The 13,955-nt window shown below is 63.2% G+C and carries 13 protein-coding genes; 4 read left to right on the top strand and 9 right to left on the bottom strand.

The annotated features are described in order from the left end of the window. Positions 1 to 278: 278 nt before the first annotated feature. The 8 genes from tyrS to QAT43_RS10310 all read right to left on the bottom strand — a co-directional run bounded on the left by tyrS (position 279) and on the right by QAT43_RS10310 (position 7,211). The gene (gene tyrS, locus QAT43_RS10275) at positions 279 to 1,496 is read right to left on the bottom strand and encodes a tyrosine--tRNA ligase (RefSeq protein WP_442900241.1); all 1,218 of its coding nucleotides are present in this window, start codon (positions 1,494 to 1,496) and stop codon (positions 279 to 281) included. 41 nt (positions 1,497 to 1,537) lie between these two features. Continuing rightward, positions 1,538 to 2,317: a TIGR00282 family metallophosphoesterase gene (locus QAT43_RS10280; RefSeq protein WP_305042981.1), complete on the bottom strand. Its 780-nt coding sequence runs from the start codon at positions 2,315 to 2,317 to the stop codon at positions 1,538 to 1,540. A gap of 19 nt (positions 2,318 to 2,336) precedes the next feature. Continuing rightward, entirely contained in the window at positions 2,337 to 3,899 is a 1,563-nt protein-coding gene (gene rny / locus QAT43_RS10285) for a ribonuclease Y (RefSeq protein WP_305042982.1), read from the bottom strand. After that, on the bottom strand, positions 3,896 to 4,504 hold the full coding sequence (locus QAT43_RS10290; protein WP_305042983.1) for a 5-formyltetrahydrofolate cyclo-ligase: 609 nt from the start codon (positions 4,502 to 4,504) through the stop codon (positions 3,896 to 3,898). The genes rny and QAT43_RS10290 overlap by 4 nt, the downstream gene beginning before the upstream one ends. 409 nt (positions 4,505 to 4,913) lie before the next feature. Then, a complete protein-coding gene (locus tag QAT43_RS10295; protein WP_305042984.1) occupies positions 4,914 to 5,261 on the bottom strand; it encodes a cell division protein ZapA in 348 nt (115 codons plus the stop codon). Then, complete coding sequence (gene zapB, locus QAT43_RS10300; protein WP_305042985.1) at positions 5,201 to 5,392, bottom strand: cell division protein ZapB; 192 nt, start codon at positions 5,390 to 5,392, stop codon at positions 5,201 to 5,203. The genes QAT43_RS10295 and zapB overlap by 61 nt, the downstream gene beginning before the upstream one ends. Before the next feature lie 54 nt (positions 5,393 to 5,446). Further along, complete coding sequence (gene ftsY, locus QAT43_RS10305) at positions 5,447 to 6,799, bottom strand: signal recognition particle-docking protein FtsY (protein ID WP_305042986.1); 1,353 nt, start codon at positions 6,797 to 6,799, stop codon at positions 5,447 to 5,449. Between the two features lie 52 nt (positions 6,800 to 6,851). Continuing rightward, the gene (locus tag QAT43_RS10310; protein ID WP_305042987.1) at positions 6,852 to 7,211 is read right to left on the bottom strand and encodes a roadblock/LC7 domain-containing protein; all 360 of its coding nucleotides are present in this window, start codon (positions 7,209 to 7,211) and stop codon (positions 6,852 to 6,854) included. Between the two features lie 139 nt (positions 7,212 to 7,350). Here QAT43_RS10310 and QAT43_RS10315 point away from each other — a divergent pair, with 139 nt between their 5' ends. Together QAT43_RS10315 and QAT43_RS10320 are read left to right on the top strand one after the other, a co-directional pair. Then, on the top strand, positions 7,351 to 8,247 hold the full coding sequence (locus QAT43_RS10315; RefSeq protein ID WP_305042988.1) for an RluA family pseudouridine synthase: 897 nt from the start codon (positions 7,351 to 7,353) through the stop codon (positions 8,245 to 8,247). A gap of 60 nt (positions 8,248 to 8,307) precedes the next feature. Beyond that, on the top strand, positions 8,308 to 11,475 hold the full coding sequence (locus QAT43_RS10320) for a YhdP family protein (protein WP_305042989.1): 3,168 nt from the start codon (positions 8,308 to 8,310) through the stop codon (positions 11,473 to 11,475). Between the two features lie 11 nt (positions 11,476 to 11,486). On the opposite strand, the gene ubiE is transcribed toward QAT43_RS10320, so the two are convergent. Then, positions 11,487 to 12,200, bottom strand: a complete 714-nt coding sequence (gene ubiE, locus QAT43_RS10325; RefSeq protein ID WP_305042990.1) for a bifunctional demethylmenaquinone methyltransferase/2-methoxy-6-polyprenyl-1,4-benzoquinol methylase UbiE — start codon at positions 12,198 to 12,200, stop codon at positions 11,487 to 11,489. Between the two features lie 220 nt (positions 12,201 to 12,420). Here ubiE and QAT43_RS10330 point away from each other — a divergent pair, with 220 nt between their 5' ends. Together QAT43_RS10330 and QAT43_RS10335 are read left to right on the top strand one after the other, a co-directional pair. Further along, entirely contained in the window at positions 12,421 to 12,726 is a 306-nt protein-coding gene (locus QAT43_RS10330) for a DUF4212 domain-containing protein (protein WP_305042991.1), read from the top strand. Between the two features lie 21 nt (positions 12,727 to 12,747). Next, a partial coding sequence (locus QAT43_RS10335) for a VC_2705 family sodium/solute symporter (RefSeq protein ID WP_305042992.1) occupies positions 12,748 to 13,955 on the top strand: 1,208 nt, incomplete at its 3' end.

A 13,955-nucleotide genomic window follows, 5' to 3' on the forward strand; every position in this document is an offset into this window, starting at 1 on the left:
CACCTTTTTTCGCGCCGCCCAGTCACCCAGGGCAACTCGCGCTGCCCCGCCAACCGTCCAGCGAGCGGTGGTTATAGCCAACCTCCCACGCTAAAGTCAACCTCTTTTTTTGTTAAAGATCAAACTTATTTCCGACAGCCTTTGCTGTCTGTGCCTCGCGGCAACGAGGGCGGATATTGCCAATTCCGGCGAAACAAGTCAATCACTTTTTTTCGGCCTATTTACTTTTTTTTCGGGGCCGAAAAAAACCGCCGCAAACTCAACCGGATGCCTCTGGTCTAGGCAAAAATCACGCGGGCGAAGCGGCGCTTGCCGGCCTGCAAGATGACTTCGCCGACGGGGGCCACCTCAAATTCGGGATTGTCCACCCGCTCGCCGTTGATACGGACGGCGCCCTGCTGCACCAGACGGCGCGCTTCGCCGTTGGAAGCCACGAGCCCGGCGTCGGCGAGCAGACGGCAAATCCATACCGGCTCGGCAAAGCTGAGCTGAAGAGTGAGGATATCGTCGGGAATCTCTTTTTGCTTGAACTGGCGGACAAAGTCCTCCTCGGCCTGGCGAGCGGCGGCGGCGCCGTGAAAGCGCTCCACCATCTCCCGGGCAAGAGCCTTTTTGCTCTCCATGGGATGAGCGCCGCCGGGTAGACCGGCAATCCCGTCGCGCACCTGCCGCAGGCGTTCCAGGCCGACGTCGGAGAGCAACTCGTAATAGCGAATCATCAACTCATCGGAAATGCTCATCACCTTGCCGAAGATCTCTTTGGGCGCCTCGGTGATGCCGATGTAGTTGCCCAGCGACTTGCTCATCTTGTTGACACCGTCGAGCCCTTCGAGCAGCGGCATGGTCAGTACGGACTGGGGACGCTGCCCGACTTGCTTTTGCAGTTCGCGACCGACGAGCAGGTTGAACTTCTGGTCGGTGCCGCCGAGCTCGACGTCGGATTCGAGCGCCACCGAGTCCCAGCCCTGCACCAGCGGATAGAGGAATTCATGGATGGCGATGGGCTGCTGGCCGGTGAAACGCTTGTGAAAATCGTCGCGTTCCAGCATGCGCGCCACGGTGTGGCGAGACGCCAACTGAATGAGGTCGGCGGCGGACATCTTGCCCATCCATTCGCTGTTGAACACCAGGCGGGTTTTGGCCGGATCGAGAATCTTGAACACCTGATCCTGGTAGGTGCGGGCGTTTTCCAGCACCTGCTCGCGGGTCAGGGGCTTGCGGGTCTCATTTTTCCCGGAAGGATCACCGATCATGCCGGTAAAATCGCCGATGAGAAAGCACACCTCGTGACCGAGATCCTGGAACTGCTTGAGTTTCTGCACCAGCACGGTGTGCCCCAGATGCAGATCGGGCGCGGTGGGGTCGAAACCGGCCTTGATGCGCAGGGATTTGCCGGTTTTGAGGGACTGAGCGATCTTTTCCTCGAGTTCCGCCTCGACCAGAATTTCCACCGCTCCACGGCGGATGACATCCATTTGTTCGTTTACCGAAAGCATCTCGTATCCAACCTCAATCCTTCAATAAGGGAGACAAAACTCTAGGCTAACGCCTGGATCCGCTCGATGCGGCGCGCCTGCCCGCTGCCCTCGTCGATGTCGAGGAGAACGGCGTTGAGCATGCAATCTTTTTTGGCGATTTCAAAGCGCATGGGAACCTGCTTGAGGAATTTCTCGATGGCAATCTCCTTGCGGATGCCGATGACCGAATCGCGACTGCCGGTCATGCCGACATCAGTGATAAAGGCGGTGCCGCCGGCCAGAAGGCGTTCGTCGGCCGTCTGCACGTGGGTGTGGGTGCCCAGCACCGCGGATACGCGACCGGCCAGGTAGTGCGCCAGGGCAATTTTTTCGCTGGTGGCCTCGGCGTGAAAGTCGACCAGGATGACGGAAGTCTCGCGGCGCAGGTCTTCCACCAGACGATCGGCGGTGCGAAACGGGCACTCAAGGTTGGCCATGAACACCCGCCCCTCCAGATTCAGGATGCCCACCCGGTGACCCGCGGGCGTGGTGAAGATCCCCGCCCCCCTGCCGGCGACGCCCTCGGGGTAGTTGCCGGGACGCAGCACCCGCTGATCGGTCAACACCTGCTCCAGGGCCTCCTTTTTGTCCCAGATGTGATTGCCGGACGTTATGGCATCCACGCCGAGATCTCTGAGTTCACGCACCACGTCGGCGGTCAGGCCGAAACCGCCGGCGGCGTTCTCGCCGTTAGCCACCACCAGATCGATCAGATGCGAGTCAACCAGGCGATTCAAGTGCTGCGCGAGCGCCTGGCGCCCGGGGCGACCGACAATATCGCCGACAAATAGAATATTCAACCTTGCCCCCTGCGCGAAATCAGCGCGCGAATTCGACCGCGCGGGTTTCGCGGATCACATTGACCTTGATCTGGCCGGGATAGGTCATCTCGTCCTCGATCTTCTTGGCGATGTCCTTGGCCAGCACGAAGGATTGGGCGTCGGTCACGGATTCACTGGAGACCAGGACGCGAATTTCGCGGCCGGCCTGAATCGCGAAGCAGTTGTTCACGCCGGTGAAGGAATTGCCGATGCGCTCCAGGTCATCGAGTCGCTTGACATAGGTTTCGAGGGTTTCCCGCCGTGCGCCGGGCCGCGCGCCGGAGAGCGCGTCGGCCGCCTGCACCAGGACGGCCAGGACGCTTTCGGGCTTTTCGTCCTCATGATGGGCGGCCAGGGCATGCACGATCTTGGGCGATTCGCCGTACTTGCGAGCGAGATCGGCGCCGATGACCGCATGACTTCCTTCGATTTCATGGTCGACGGCTTTACCGATATCGTGCAGCAAGCCGGCGCGCTTGGCCTGCTTGACGTTAATGCCGAGCTCGGCGGCCATGATGCCGCAGAGAAAAGCCACCTCGATGGAATGTTGCAGCACGTTCTGGCCGTAGGAGGTCCGATATTTCAGACGACCGATGAGTTTGATGATCTCGGGATGAATGCCATGAACGCCGACATCGAAGGTTGCTTGCTCGCCGGCTTCACGGATGCTGGTTTCCACATCCTGCTCGGCCTTCTGCACGACCTCCTCGATGCGCGCCGGATGAATGCGCCCGTCGGCGATGAGTCGCTCCAAGGACAAGCGGGCCACCTCGCGGCGCACCGGATTGAAGCCGGAGATAATGACCGCCTCGGGTGTGTCGTCGATGATCAGGTCGATGCCCGTGGCCGCCTCGATGGCGCGAATGTTGCGACCTTCGCGCCCGATGATGCGCCCCTTCATCTCGTCGGTGGGCAGGGGCACGACGCTCACGGTTTTCTCCGCGACATAGTCGCCGGCATAGCGCTGGATGGCCAGGGACAGGATTTCCTTGGCCTTCTTGTCGGCTTTCTCCCGAGCTTCTTCCTCGATTTGCTTGATCATCTTGGCGGCGTCGTGGCGGGCCTCGCTTTCCATGGCCTGCATGAGGGTCTGCTTGGCCTCCTCGGCGCTCATGGCGGAAATCCGCTCAAGGGTTTCGGTCTGCCGGCGCACCAACTCCTCGATGGATTTCTCCCGCTCGTCGAGGAATTCTTCCTGCTGGTCGAGTTTTTTCTCGCGCTTGCCCAGGTCCTCCTCGCGACCGTCGAGTTGGGTCATCTTGCGGTCAAGATGCTCCTCCTTCTGCAGCAACCGTTTTTCCTGGGCCTGAATGTCACGGCGCAGATCGCGGGCTTCCTGCTCGGATTCGGTCTTGGCCTGCAGGATGATGTCCTTGGCCTCGAGACTGGCTTCCTTGCGGATGGCGTCCGCGTCCTTCTGGGCTTCCTCAATCAGCTGAGAAGCGGCTTTTTGGGCGTCGGCGAGACGCCCCTCGGTGAACTTGCGGCGCAGCAGGTTGCCGGCGAACACGCCGGCCCCCAGGGCGGCCAGGATCAGGATGATGGCGATTTCTATTGTCAAAGCCCAAGTCCTCCTTGGTTCGTTGGATTAGCCCGGCGCGGCCGGGGTTGTTGGCTGGGATAGGTTCCCGTTTCGGTGACGACGAAATGCATGGGCACGTCATGAGCCTCGCAAGGCAAGGCCGCAACTCGCTGGAACTCAAAACAAAGACCGAACAGAAAACAGCCGGCGTCGGCGAGGTGCAGGGTACGGTCGTAGAAACCCTTTCCGTAACCCAAGCGGTGGCCGCTTTGATCAAAGGCCACCCCCGGCAGCACGAGCAGGTCGAGATCGGCCACCGGCAGGGTTGGGCCGGCTGGAGGCTCGAGAATGCCGAAGCGGCCATGCACGAGCTGAGAGCGATCGCCGACTTCGGCGAATTCAAGATGCTGTCCGACCACCCGGGGGTAGAACACGCGCTTGCGTAGCGCCCGCGCGGTGGAAAAAACCTCCTCGGTGAACACCTCGTTGTTGATGGGGCTGTACAGCGCCAGGGTTCGCGCCTGTTGAAAGGCGTCACCGGCGATCAGGTGCTGTTGCGCCAAGCGGCTCCAGAGCAGACAGGTATCCACCGAGAGATGGCGGCGGCGTTTGAGCAAAGTGTCACGAATGGAGGTTTTGGGCATGCGGCGACCCCCGGAATTCCCGGCGGTCCCTGGTTGCGGGGCAGGTCAAAGAAAGGCACGAAAGGTGTCGGTTTGAAATAGCAGGTTCTTCAGGAACGGGCCGGATCAGCTCCGCGGGCCGCCCGGCGAATCGCCGTGCCGGCGCCTCGGAAAGTGCTTTCATCGCACCGAGGCAGATTTGGCGGGTTGAAATCACCGAATGCCATCGATGCGCCTCGCTCCATGTATCTGACCTGATCTGTGAAACCGACAGGATGAACGCGGGATGGTTGAACCCGCGGTAAGCAAACCCTTGATGCCGAACTTCTCTGCAAAAAACACCGCCAGAGACCACGGCCCGGCGCAAGGCCGGGGAAAATCCTCAAAATAACCTTTGCGAACAATCTATCGCCAGCCGCTGGGCCAGGCTTCAGCGCGAAACCTCTGGCCCATCGGGAATGATCCGCCGCAGCTTTTCCAGCAGCTCGGCGAGACGCCGATCGCCAAGCGCGGCATTTTGCTTGAGGTGCAGGTAAGAACCGGCCACGTTGAGCAGGGCCAGGACCGCGACATCCAGGGTATCCACCGCTTTTTGGCGCGCGGACACTTCCGTCAGGGCGCGCTGAATGAAATCAACCACATCCTGAACCTGCTCGGGAGTGGCTTCGGTACGCAAGGAATACTGTTGCCCCAGAATGGTGACCTGATGGGTGCGCTTCAGGGGCTCCCCTGATCCGGCGGCCCCAGCTTGGCCAAAATCCTGTCCAGTTCCTGACAAAACCGTTCGCGCTCCTTGAGAAGACTCTCGTTTGACTCGCGCAACCTCCGGCATTCCTCGTCAAGGGACTGAACCCGCGCCAGAAGCTGGTCGATCTTTTGTTCCAAGTGCTGCAGGGTGTTGAGATTCATCGCAATCCTTGCCAGTTGCTAACTGTTAATGCTAGGCAAAAGCAACCATCAAAGTCAAGGTTCAAGATTGTTGCCGTCGTTTTTGAACAACGCGGCGGCAAAGAGTTCCGGGTCGAAGGGGCGCAGGTCCTCCACCCCCTCGCCGATGCCGACGTAGCGCACCGGCAAACCCAGCTCGTTGCCGATGGCCACCACGATGCCGCCCTTGGCGGTGCCGTCAAGCTTGGTCAGGGCAATGCCGCTCACCTCGACCGCCTCACTGAACAGGCGGGCCTGGGTCAGGGCGTTCTGGCCGGTGGTGGCATCGAGCACGAGCAGGGTTTCATGGGGCGAGCCCGCAATCTCGCGGCCCAGCACCCGGCGCACCTTCTTGAGTTCCTCCATGAGGTTGGCCTTGGTGTGCAGACGCCCGGCGGTGTCGAGAATCAGCACGTCGGCGGCGCGAGCCACGGCGGCCTTGGCCGCATCGAAGGCCACCGCGGCGGGATCGGCGCCTTCCTTGTGACGAATGACCTCGACGTCGCTGCGCTCTCCCCAGATGCCGAGCTGCTCAGCCGCCGCCGCGCGGAAGGTATCCCCCGCGCCGAGCACGACTTTCTTGCCCTGGTCCTTGAACTGACGCGCCAGCTTGCCGATGGTGGTGGTCTTGCCGACGCCGTTGACGCCGACCACCATGATCACGAAGGGCCGGGCGGCGTTCAGATCAAGGGGCGCGGCCTCAAGACGCATGCGTTGGGTCAGTTCCTCCTGCAGGGCGCGGCGCAGTGCCGCCATGTCGGTCAGTTCCTTGCGGTTCAAGCGCTCCTGCAGGGAGCGCATGAGATCCTGGGTGGTCTTCATCCCCAGATCGGCGGTGATGAGGATTTCCTCAAGTTCCTCAAGCAAATCGGCATCGATGGCCTTGCTGCCTCGCAGCAGGCTGTCGATGCGCCCGACCAGGGAGGCCTGGGTTTTCGCCAGCCCCTGGCGCATGCGGTCGAAAAGACTGAGACGAGCCACCGGCGCGGGCGTGGGAGCCGGTGGCGGCGGAGCGATGACGGGCACCTCTTGCGGTTCGACGGGCGCGGGCGCTTGAACCTCTTCGGCCGCCGGGGGCAAAACCTCAGCCGGTTCCAACTCCTCGCCGAGGGGTTCGGCAACCGGCGTCGGGGTCTCGGCTTCTTCGGCGGGCGCGGCTTCTTCCACGGGCTCCGCCAAGTCGGCGGCTTCCTCGTCGGGCGGGCTCTCGGGCGGCAGGCGCTTGCCCGCGCGAATGAGGCGCAGCAAGAGAAGCACAAACAGCAGCACCAACAACACGGCCAGCAGATAAACCAGGCCAAGCGCCCCCAAGTCCACATAAGCCTCGGGCACGCCCCATGCGGCAAGCGTCTGGGCTATTGCCGCCAGCAATTGTTCAAACCATTCCATAAAACTCCCGTAACTCCTTTTTCGTCGGCAATACGTGATTTCCGGCCAAGTCTCAGGAAACCTCGGCAAGCAGGCGCGCACCATGGGCGCGCACCACGGCGCGCGCCCGCGCCGCTGGAATATCCTCGCTCAGGGTGAGCACCAGAAAATAATCCTGGGTCAGCGGCACAACCAGAATACTCAGGGTCCGCGCGCGCACCACCAATTCCTTAACGTCGTCGCCACCGAGCCGCTGCGCGGCACGCCGCAGATTTTCGAGAATGATGCCGCAATGGGCACCCAACACCTTTAGATGAAAATCGTCCATGCGCGAAACCTGTTCGACAGCCTCGCCTTCCCAGTCGATGAGGATCGTCCCCAGGGCGCCGGGGATTTGCGTGAGAATATCGTTGAGGATGGTTTTCAACGGCATGGGAACTCCCAGGGACGTGCTGCCGGCGGACAGTGAGGGGGATAGTAGCAATCACCTTCCTTCGTGTAAAGATGACTTTCGCCCCGCAATAATGTTGGCTCGAACACAAGGCTTGTCCAGCCGCCGCGCAGGGGCTAGAATGCGCGCCATGCCCGAATGGACCCTGTTACCTCACCAAGAGGGGCTTAGCGCCCTGGAATTTCTTCGCTGCCGCCTGCCCGCCGCGCCCCTGGCCTACCTGCGTCAACTGCTGCGTTCGGAGAAGGTATGGGGCGAAAACGGGATCATCCGGGAAAATGATCTGCCGAGGGCGGGCGAGTCGCTGCGCCTGCCCGAAAGCGCGCGCCTGGCCGACCTTTTGCTGGAGAGCGCGGAACTTGGCGTTGCCATTTTGTGGGAAACGCCGCAACTGCTCGCGGTCGACAAGCCGGCGGGCCTTGCCGTTCATTCCAGCCAGGGCCATGAACAGGACAACTTGCTGCTGCGCATCAAGAATTTGCTGGCGCGACGCGGCGAACAATGCACGCCCGCGCCGATTCACCGCCTGGACCGGGACACCTCCGGCGCGATCCTGTTCGGGAAAAATCGCCAGGCGGCGGCAGCTCTGGGCAAGATCTTCATGGCCGGCGAGGTGGAAAAGACCTATCTCGCCCTGGTTTGCGGCGCCGGCGCGGGATCAGGGCGGCTGAGCGCGCCGGTGCCCGCCAAGGGCAAGATCAAGGATGCCGCGACGGCCTTTCACTTTCTGGGGATCGCCTCGCGGCATTCTCTGGTTGCCTTGCGTCTGGAAACCGGCCGCACCCACCAGATCCGCCGTCATCTGGCCGATCTTGGCCATCCCTTGGCAGGAGACAGGCGTTATGGCGGCCCGGCCCTCGCGGGGCAGACGCATTTTTTTCTGCATTGCCGCTCCCTGGCCTTTGCCGACCCGCCAAAAAGCCCGCAGCGTGCAATTCTCGCTCCCCTGCCGGATGAATTCGCCGCGCAACTCGACACGCTGGGAATTTCAAGGCCCCCTGAAAAGGGTATGATTTAACAAGACCATTTTTGGCGACCAGATCCCTGCCCGCTCGAGAAACCAACGCGAAAGGTTTGCATGTTTCGTCGCCATCCCATCCTCACTGTGCTCGGCATCCTGGCCCTGGCCCTGTTGGCCCTCGCCGTCACCTTTGTGGCCACCTTTGACCTCAACAGCCATCGCGACCGCCTGGCGCGGGAACTTAGCCGTTCCCTGCAAACCCCGGTGAGCATCGGCCAGGCGCGCCTTTCGCTGCACCAGGGCCTAGCCCTGGATTTCTCCGATGTGCGGATCGGCGACGAACAAACGCCGGGCCACGCGGCCATCGACCACCTTTATCTGCTTCTGGAACTTCGGCCCCTGCTGCGCCGCGAGGTTTCCGTATCGCACATTGAATTGCACCGACCAAGCGTCCGGCTGAGTGGACTGCCCGACCCTTCCGCGCCGCCGACGCCCCTGCGCCTGCCTGGCGACCTGCGCGTCGAGTCCCTAAGGATCCATGACGGGCAAGTGTCCTGGCAAGCTCTGGATCCGGGTCGTCCGCCGCTGGTGTGGCGGGGGGTGCAGGGCGAACTGCGTCGGCAGGATTCGTCCGACAGCCTGCACCTGAGCCTGGCCGCCCTCTGGGGACAGGACGATTCAGCGGCGCGCCTCAATCTCGCGGGAACCCTCGAGCCGCCCCAGGGAGAAGACTCCCTTCAGGCCTGGCAAATCGACCTCAAAATGCAAGCCCGCGGTCTGGCTTTGGAACAACTGGCCGCCTACTGGCCTGCCGATCAGCCCACCTGGTCCCTAGGCGGCCGCGCCACCCTGGATGCCCAGATCAGCGGGTCGCCGACCCGGGGCATCCACGCGAGCGGGCATGTGCAAGGCGAGAAACTGAGCATCCGGCACGCGGAAAAACCCTTGCCCTTGCACACCCTGTCCCTCGACGCCGATGGGCGATTGCACGAAGGCCGCTGGCACCTGCAAGTCCAACAAATCCAGGCGGATCAGGTCGCGGTGGCGGGTTCCCTGGAACTCACCGGCGGCGACCATCCCGCGCGAATGCGGGGACAGCTGTCGCTTCCGCCCTTGAGCATCGCCCAAGTGCTGCCCTGGACAAGTCTCGCCCCACCCGCGATCGCCGAAGGCCTGATCGCGCTCCAACCGCGCGGCGGCAGCATTCATCTGCGCGAACTGGTGCTGGAGGGGCCGGCCGCTCCGGACACGGAACCCTGGTTCGGCGCGCAGGGGGCTCTGCGCCAGGCGAGCCTGGTCGTGCAGGGTCTCGAGCTGTCCACCATCCAGGGGGATGTGCGCGACATCGCGGGACAGCTTCACTACACCCCAGGAAACCTTGAGATTCGTGAGGGACAATTGCGCTGGCACGACCAGCCCGTGCGCCTCGCCGGCACGGTTGTCGCGCCCTTCGCCGGCGATCCTCAGCTGGACCTGCGCGTGGAAAGTAGCGCCAATGCGGCCCAGCTGGCCGCGACACTCGCCCAACTCCCCCCGAACCTGAATCTCGATGGCGAGCTCTCCTTGGGCCTGCATCTCAGCGGCGCGTCAAGCGCGCCTCTCGCCTCCTTGGATGCCGACCTGACGGCGGTGCGCCTGGGCGTGGAGGATTGGCTGAAAAAAGCGGCGGGGACTCCGGCGCGCCTCAAGGCGCGCGGCCAATGGCGCGCGGGGCGCTTCATCATCGAGGACGCCCCGGGACGCTGCGGTCCCGCGTCCTTCAACCTGACGGGCACCCTGGCGCCCGCCGCCCGAACCCTGACCCTACGCCTGGATCTGCACGAAACGGACCTCGTCGCGCTGGCGGAATTGACTCCGTTTCTGACTCCGGCCGGGTTGACCGGGAAAATTAACGGGACGCTGGATTTTGCCTGGGAAGACGGGCAGCCCAAGCCACTGGAGGGAGATTTTTCTGTCCGCGACGGCGGCGCGGATTTTCGCGGCATCGTCGGCGACCTAAACCAAGCCCAGGGCCGGATTCTGCTCGCGGGCAACGAAGTGCGGCTGACTGGGGTGAGCGCGCGCCTGGGCGAATCCGCTCTGCGCATGCAGGGGCGAATCGCCGACCTGCGCGCGCCACGGCTGGAAATCGAACTGGAAGGGAGCGACTTGCGGCCCGAGGATCTGATTTTCCCCGGCACCGAAGGCCGCTTGAACTCGGTGGCCGGACGGCTGGTTATCGACCGCGAGGGCATCGCGTTTTCGCCAGTCGACGCCGAGACCGCCGGGGGCACCCGAGCGCGGGTCACGGGCGCGGTACGCGATTACCACCAGCCCCGGGTCGATCTCAAGATTGTCGCGGACTACGGCAATGTCGACGAGATCCTGGTGTTTTTCCGCTATCCGCGGGACCACCGCCCCCCCCCTCGCAAGACCGGCGGTTTGCAGGTCCGCATCGAGGTCGAGGCCGCCGGGGGCGTCTTCCACAAAATCCATTTTAAAAATGGCGAGGCGGTGATCCGCTACCAGAACCGCACCCTGGACATCTATCCCCTGCACGCCGATCTCGATCCCGGCTACTATGTCGGCCGCGTGCTCTGGGCCAATCGGGAGGACCAGCCGCCCCTGCTGGTGGTTTCCGGCACGGTGCGCGACGGCGACGCCGAGAAGCTCTATCTCGCCCAGGCCGAAACGCGCGGGTTGATCAGTGGCAAGCTGCGCGGCGCTTTTTACCTGGAGGGCGCGGGCAACAATTTCTGGCCCACGGCACGGGGCGGCCTGTCCCTGGAGGTCACGGATGGCGTGCTGCGACGCTTTCAGGTGCTCTCCAAGGTGTTTTCCCTGCTGAACGTTTCGCAGATCTTTGCCTTACGCCTGCCCGACATGTCCCTGGAAGGCATGCCATACAGCCATTTGAGCGCCAACGCCCTGGTGCGCGACGGCCGCCTGACGACCGAAGACCTGTTCATTGAAAGCCCCGCCATGAATCTGTCCCTGGTCGGCGAGGTTGATTTGGCGGGAAACACCATCGATGCGGTGCTCGGCGTCAAGCCTCTGCGCACCGTCGACAAGATCGTCACCAAAATCCCCATCGCCGGCTGGATTCTCACGGGCGAGGAAAAGGCCCTGATCACCGCGCATTTCAAGGTCACGGGCAACCGCGCCGACCCCAGCGTCTACCCGGTTCCCGTGACCTCCTTGTCGGAGAAGGTGTTCGGCATTTTCCGCAGGGTGCTGGGCCTGCCGGGCAAGGTGATCACCGATGTGGGCCAAGCCCTGCAAGGCGACGGGGCCGAAGGCGATTAGCGCAACCTCGCTCAGCGCGGCTTGTCGCCGACGTGGACGGTAACGATGCCGCCGGTGAGGTCATGGGATTTGAGATTGACGAAGCCGGCGGCGGCCATCATCTCCTGGAACTGCTGCTGATCGGGAAATTCGAGGACGGAATCGGGCAGGTACTGATAGGCGCTGCGGCGCGAGAGCAGGCCGCCGATGAGCGGCAGCAGGCGGCGGAAATAGAAGTAGTAGATTTCGCGGAACAAGCGGCTGCGGGGGTGGGAGAATTCGAGGATCACGGCGCGCCCGCCCGGCTTGAGCACGCGGCACATTTCGCGCAGGCCCGCGGGCCGGTCGACGACGTTGCGGATGCCGAAGGCGATGGTGATGCCGTCGAAACAGTCGGCGGGATGGGGGATGGCTTCGCAGGGCGCATTGACCAGATGGATGCGTTCGGCGTAGGGAGAGGCGGCGATTTTTTCCCGGCCGCGCACCAGCATGCCCTGGGTGAAATCCTCGCCGACGATCTGGACCGAGGCCGGGGTCTGGCGGGCGATTTCCAGGGCCACATCGCCGGTGCCCGTGGCGATGTCGAGCACCCGCCCCTGCTCCGGCACCTGTAGCTGGCGCACGGCAAAGACCCGCCAGCGACGGTCGATGCCCAGGGACAGCAGGCGGTTGAGCAGATCGTAGCGCGGCGCGATGCCGTCGAACATCTCGCGAATGCGACGTCCCTTGTCGGACAACTGGGCCATGAAAAACTCCTGCGCGGGGCTGAAAAAAGCCGCAAAAGGGCAACGGCGGCCCATTTTTTAGCACAGGACGCCAGGCGGCGCCAGAAAAATTCCCCGCGTGCGCCAGATCCACAGGGCCGCGCGCGGCGCACCCTATTTTTCATCCTAGCGGTTTTCTTGCAGGCAAAAGTGGGGTAACTTCTTTAGGCAGGTGCCATCAAACAGCGAGGGACTCCCATCCATGAGTGATAACCGTCTGCTCAAGGTCAATTTCTTTACCCCCTCAACCCCCAACATGAAGGCCGAAGTCTTCATCGCCGCCGTCATCCTCGGCTTCTGGGGGGTGCTCAGCTTCGGCCTGCCCCTGCTCATCTGGCTGGCCGGTCTGGGCGACCCCGAGGGCCTGGGGCGCTCTTTCATCACCGAGGCCCGCTTCCTCGGCTTTCCCCTGCATTACTGGCTCATCGCCCAGGGCTGCACCATCGGCTATGTTTTGCTGTGCAAGCTGTACTGCATTTTGTGGGACAAAAAAATTCCCCGTTTTTAATTTCCCCGGAGGTCCCTGGACATGACGACACACATCCTGCCAAGGTGCGGCGCGGCGCTGCTTCTGGTACTGAGCATGGCCGCCACGGGTTGGGCGGAACAAGCCGTCCGCGCCGGCGAGGAAATCTATCAGCTCCAACCGGGCTTCAAGGCGGCCCCGGCGCTGATCATGCTGGCGCTCATGGTGGTCTACGTCGGCGTGGGCTTTCTTTCGCGGGTTTCCACCACCTCGGGCTACTGGGTGGCCGGGCAAGGCATCGGCAAGTACGGCAACGGCGCGGCCATCGCTTCCGACTGGATGTCGGCAGCATCCTTCATGGGCGTGGCGGGCCTGCTCTATCTGCAAGGCTGGTTCGGGCTGGGCTACATCATCGGCTGGACGGGCGGCTACGTGCTGCTGCTGGTGCTGCTCGCCGCGCAACTGCGCCGCTTCGGCAAATACACCATCCCCGAGTTTCTCGGCGACCGCTTCGATTCCCACGGCGTGCGCCTGTTTGCCGCCACGGTGACGGTGATCATCGCCATCACCTACGCCACCGCCCAGTTCAAGGGCATCGGCCTGGTGTGCGGCTGGATCTTCGGCATGAGCTATGCCTCCAGCGTGTTCTTCGCCGCCGGGGTGGTGCTGGCCTACATGCTGATCTCGGGCATGTCCGGGGTGACCCGCAACCAGCAGATTCAATACGTGGTGCTGATTTCGGCCTTTCTCATTCCCCTGTGGAGCCTGATGCAGAAGGCCGGCGCCAGCGGCATCCTGCCGCAGCTCGAATACGGCAGGCTGCTCTCCGACCTGATGGACGGCAAAACCGCCGTGGGGATTCTGGAAGGCGAGGAACTGGCCAAGGCGACGCGCGCCTATCTGCCCTGGGGCACGGGCGGCAGCATCTATCATTTCATCGCCCTGGTGTTCACCCTGATGGTCGGCACCGCCGGCCTGCCGCACATCATGATCCGCTTCTACACCGTCAAGAACGAGGACATCGCGCGGCGCAGCGTGCTCTGGGGCCTGTTCTTCATCGGCCTGCTCTACTGGTCCTCGCCGGTCTACGCCGCCCTGGGCAAGTACTGGAATCCCCTGGGCGGCCGCGCCGTCGCCGACGTCATCATCCTCTCGGCCCCCGAACGCGCGGAACTGGGCATCGCCTTCATCGGCTATCTCGCCGCCGGAGCCATGGCGGCGGGCATTTCCACCGTGGCCGGGCTGCTGGTGGCGGGCGCCTCGGCGGTGGC

It is taken from the genome of Geoalkalibacter sp. (assembly GCF_030604225.1).
In the GTDB taxonomy this organism is placed as follows: domain Bacteria; phylum Desulfobacterota; class Desulfuromonadia; order Desulfuromonadales; family Geoalkalibacteraceae; genus Geoalkalibacter.

What these genes read in the sequence shown, in the direction of transcription:
- tyrS (WP_442900241.1), bottom strand. Translation starts at nt 1,496, where the DNA reads ATGCTTTCGGTAAACGAACAAATGGATGTCATCCGCCGTGGAGCGGTG.
- QAT43_RS10290 (WP_305042983.1), bottom strand. Translation starts at nt 4,504, where the DNA reads ATGCCCAAAACCTCCATTCGTGACACTTTGCTCAAACGCCGCCGCCAT.
- zapB (WP_305042985.1), bottom strand. Translation starts at nt 5,392, where the DNA reads ATGAATCTCAACACCCTGCAGCACTTGGAACAAAAGATCGACCAGCTT.
- ftsY (WP_305042986.1), bottom strand. Translation starts at nt 6,799, where the DNA reads ATGGAATGGTTTGAACAATTGCTGGCGGCAATAGCCCAGACGCTTGCC.
- QAT43_RS10310 (WP_305042987.1), bottom strand. Translation starts at nt 7,211, where the DNA reads ATGCCGTTGAAAACCATCCTCAACGATATTCTCACGCAAATCCCCGGC.
- QAT43_RS10315 (WP_305042988.1), top strand. Translation starts at nt 7,351, where the DNA reads ATGCGCGCCATGCCCGAATGGACCCTGTTACCTCACCAAGAGGGGCTT.
- QAT43_RS10320 (WP_305042989.1), top strand. Translation starts at nt 8,308, where the DNA reads ATGTTTCGTCGCCATCCCATCCTCACTGTGCTCGGCATCCTGGCCCTG.
- ubiE (WP_305042990.1), bottom strand. Translation starts at nt 12,200, where the DNA reads ATGGCCCAGTTGTCCGACAAGGGACGTCGCATTCGCGAGATGTTCGAC.
- QAT43_RS10330 (WP_305042991.1), top strand. Translation starts at nt 12,421, where the DNA reads ATGAGTGATAACCGTCTGCTCAAGGTCAATTTCTTTACCCCCTCAACC.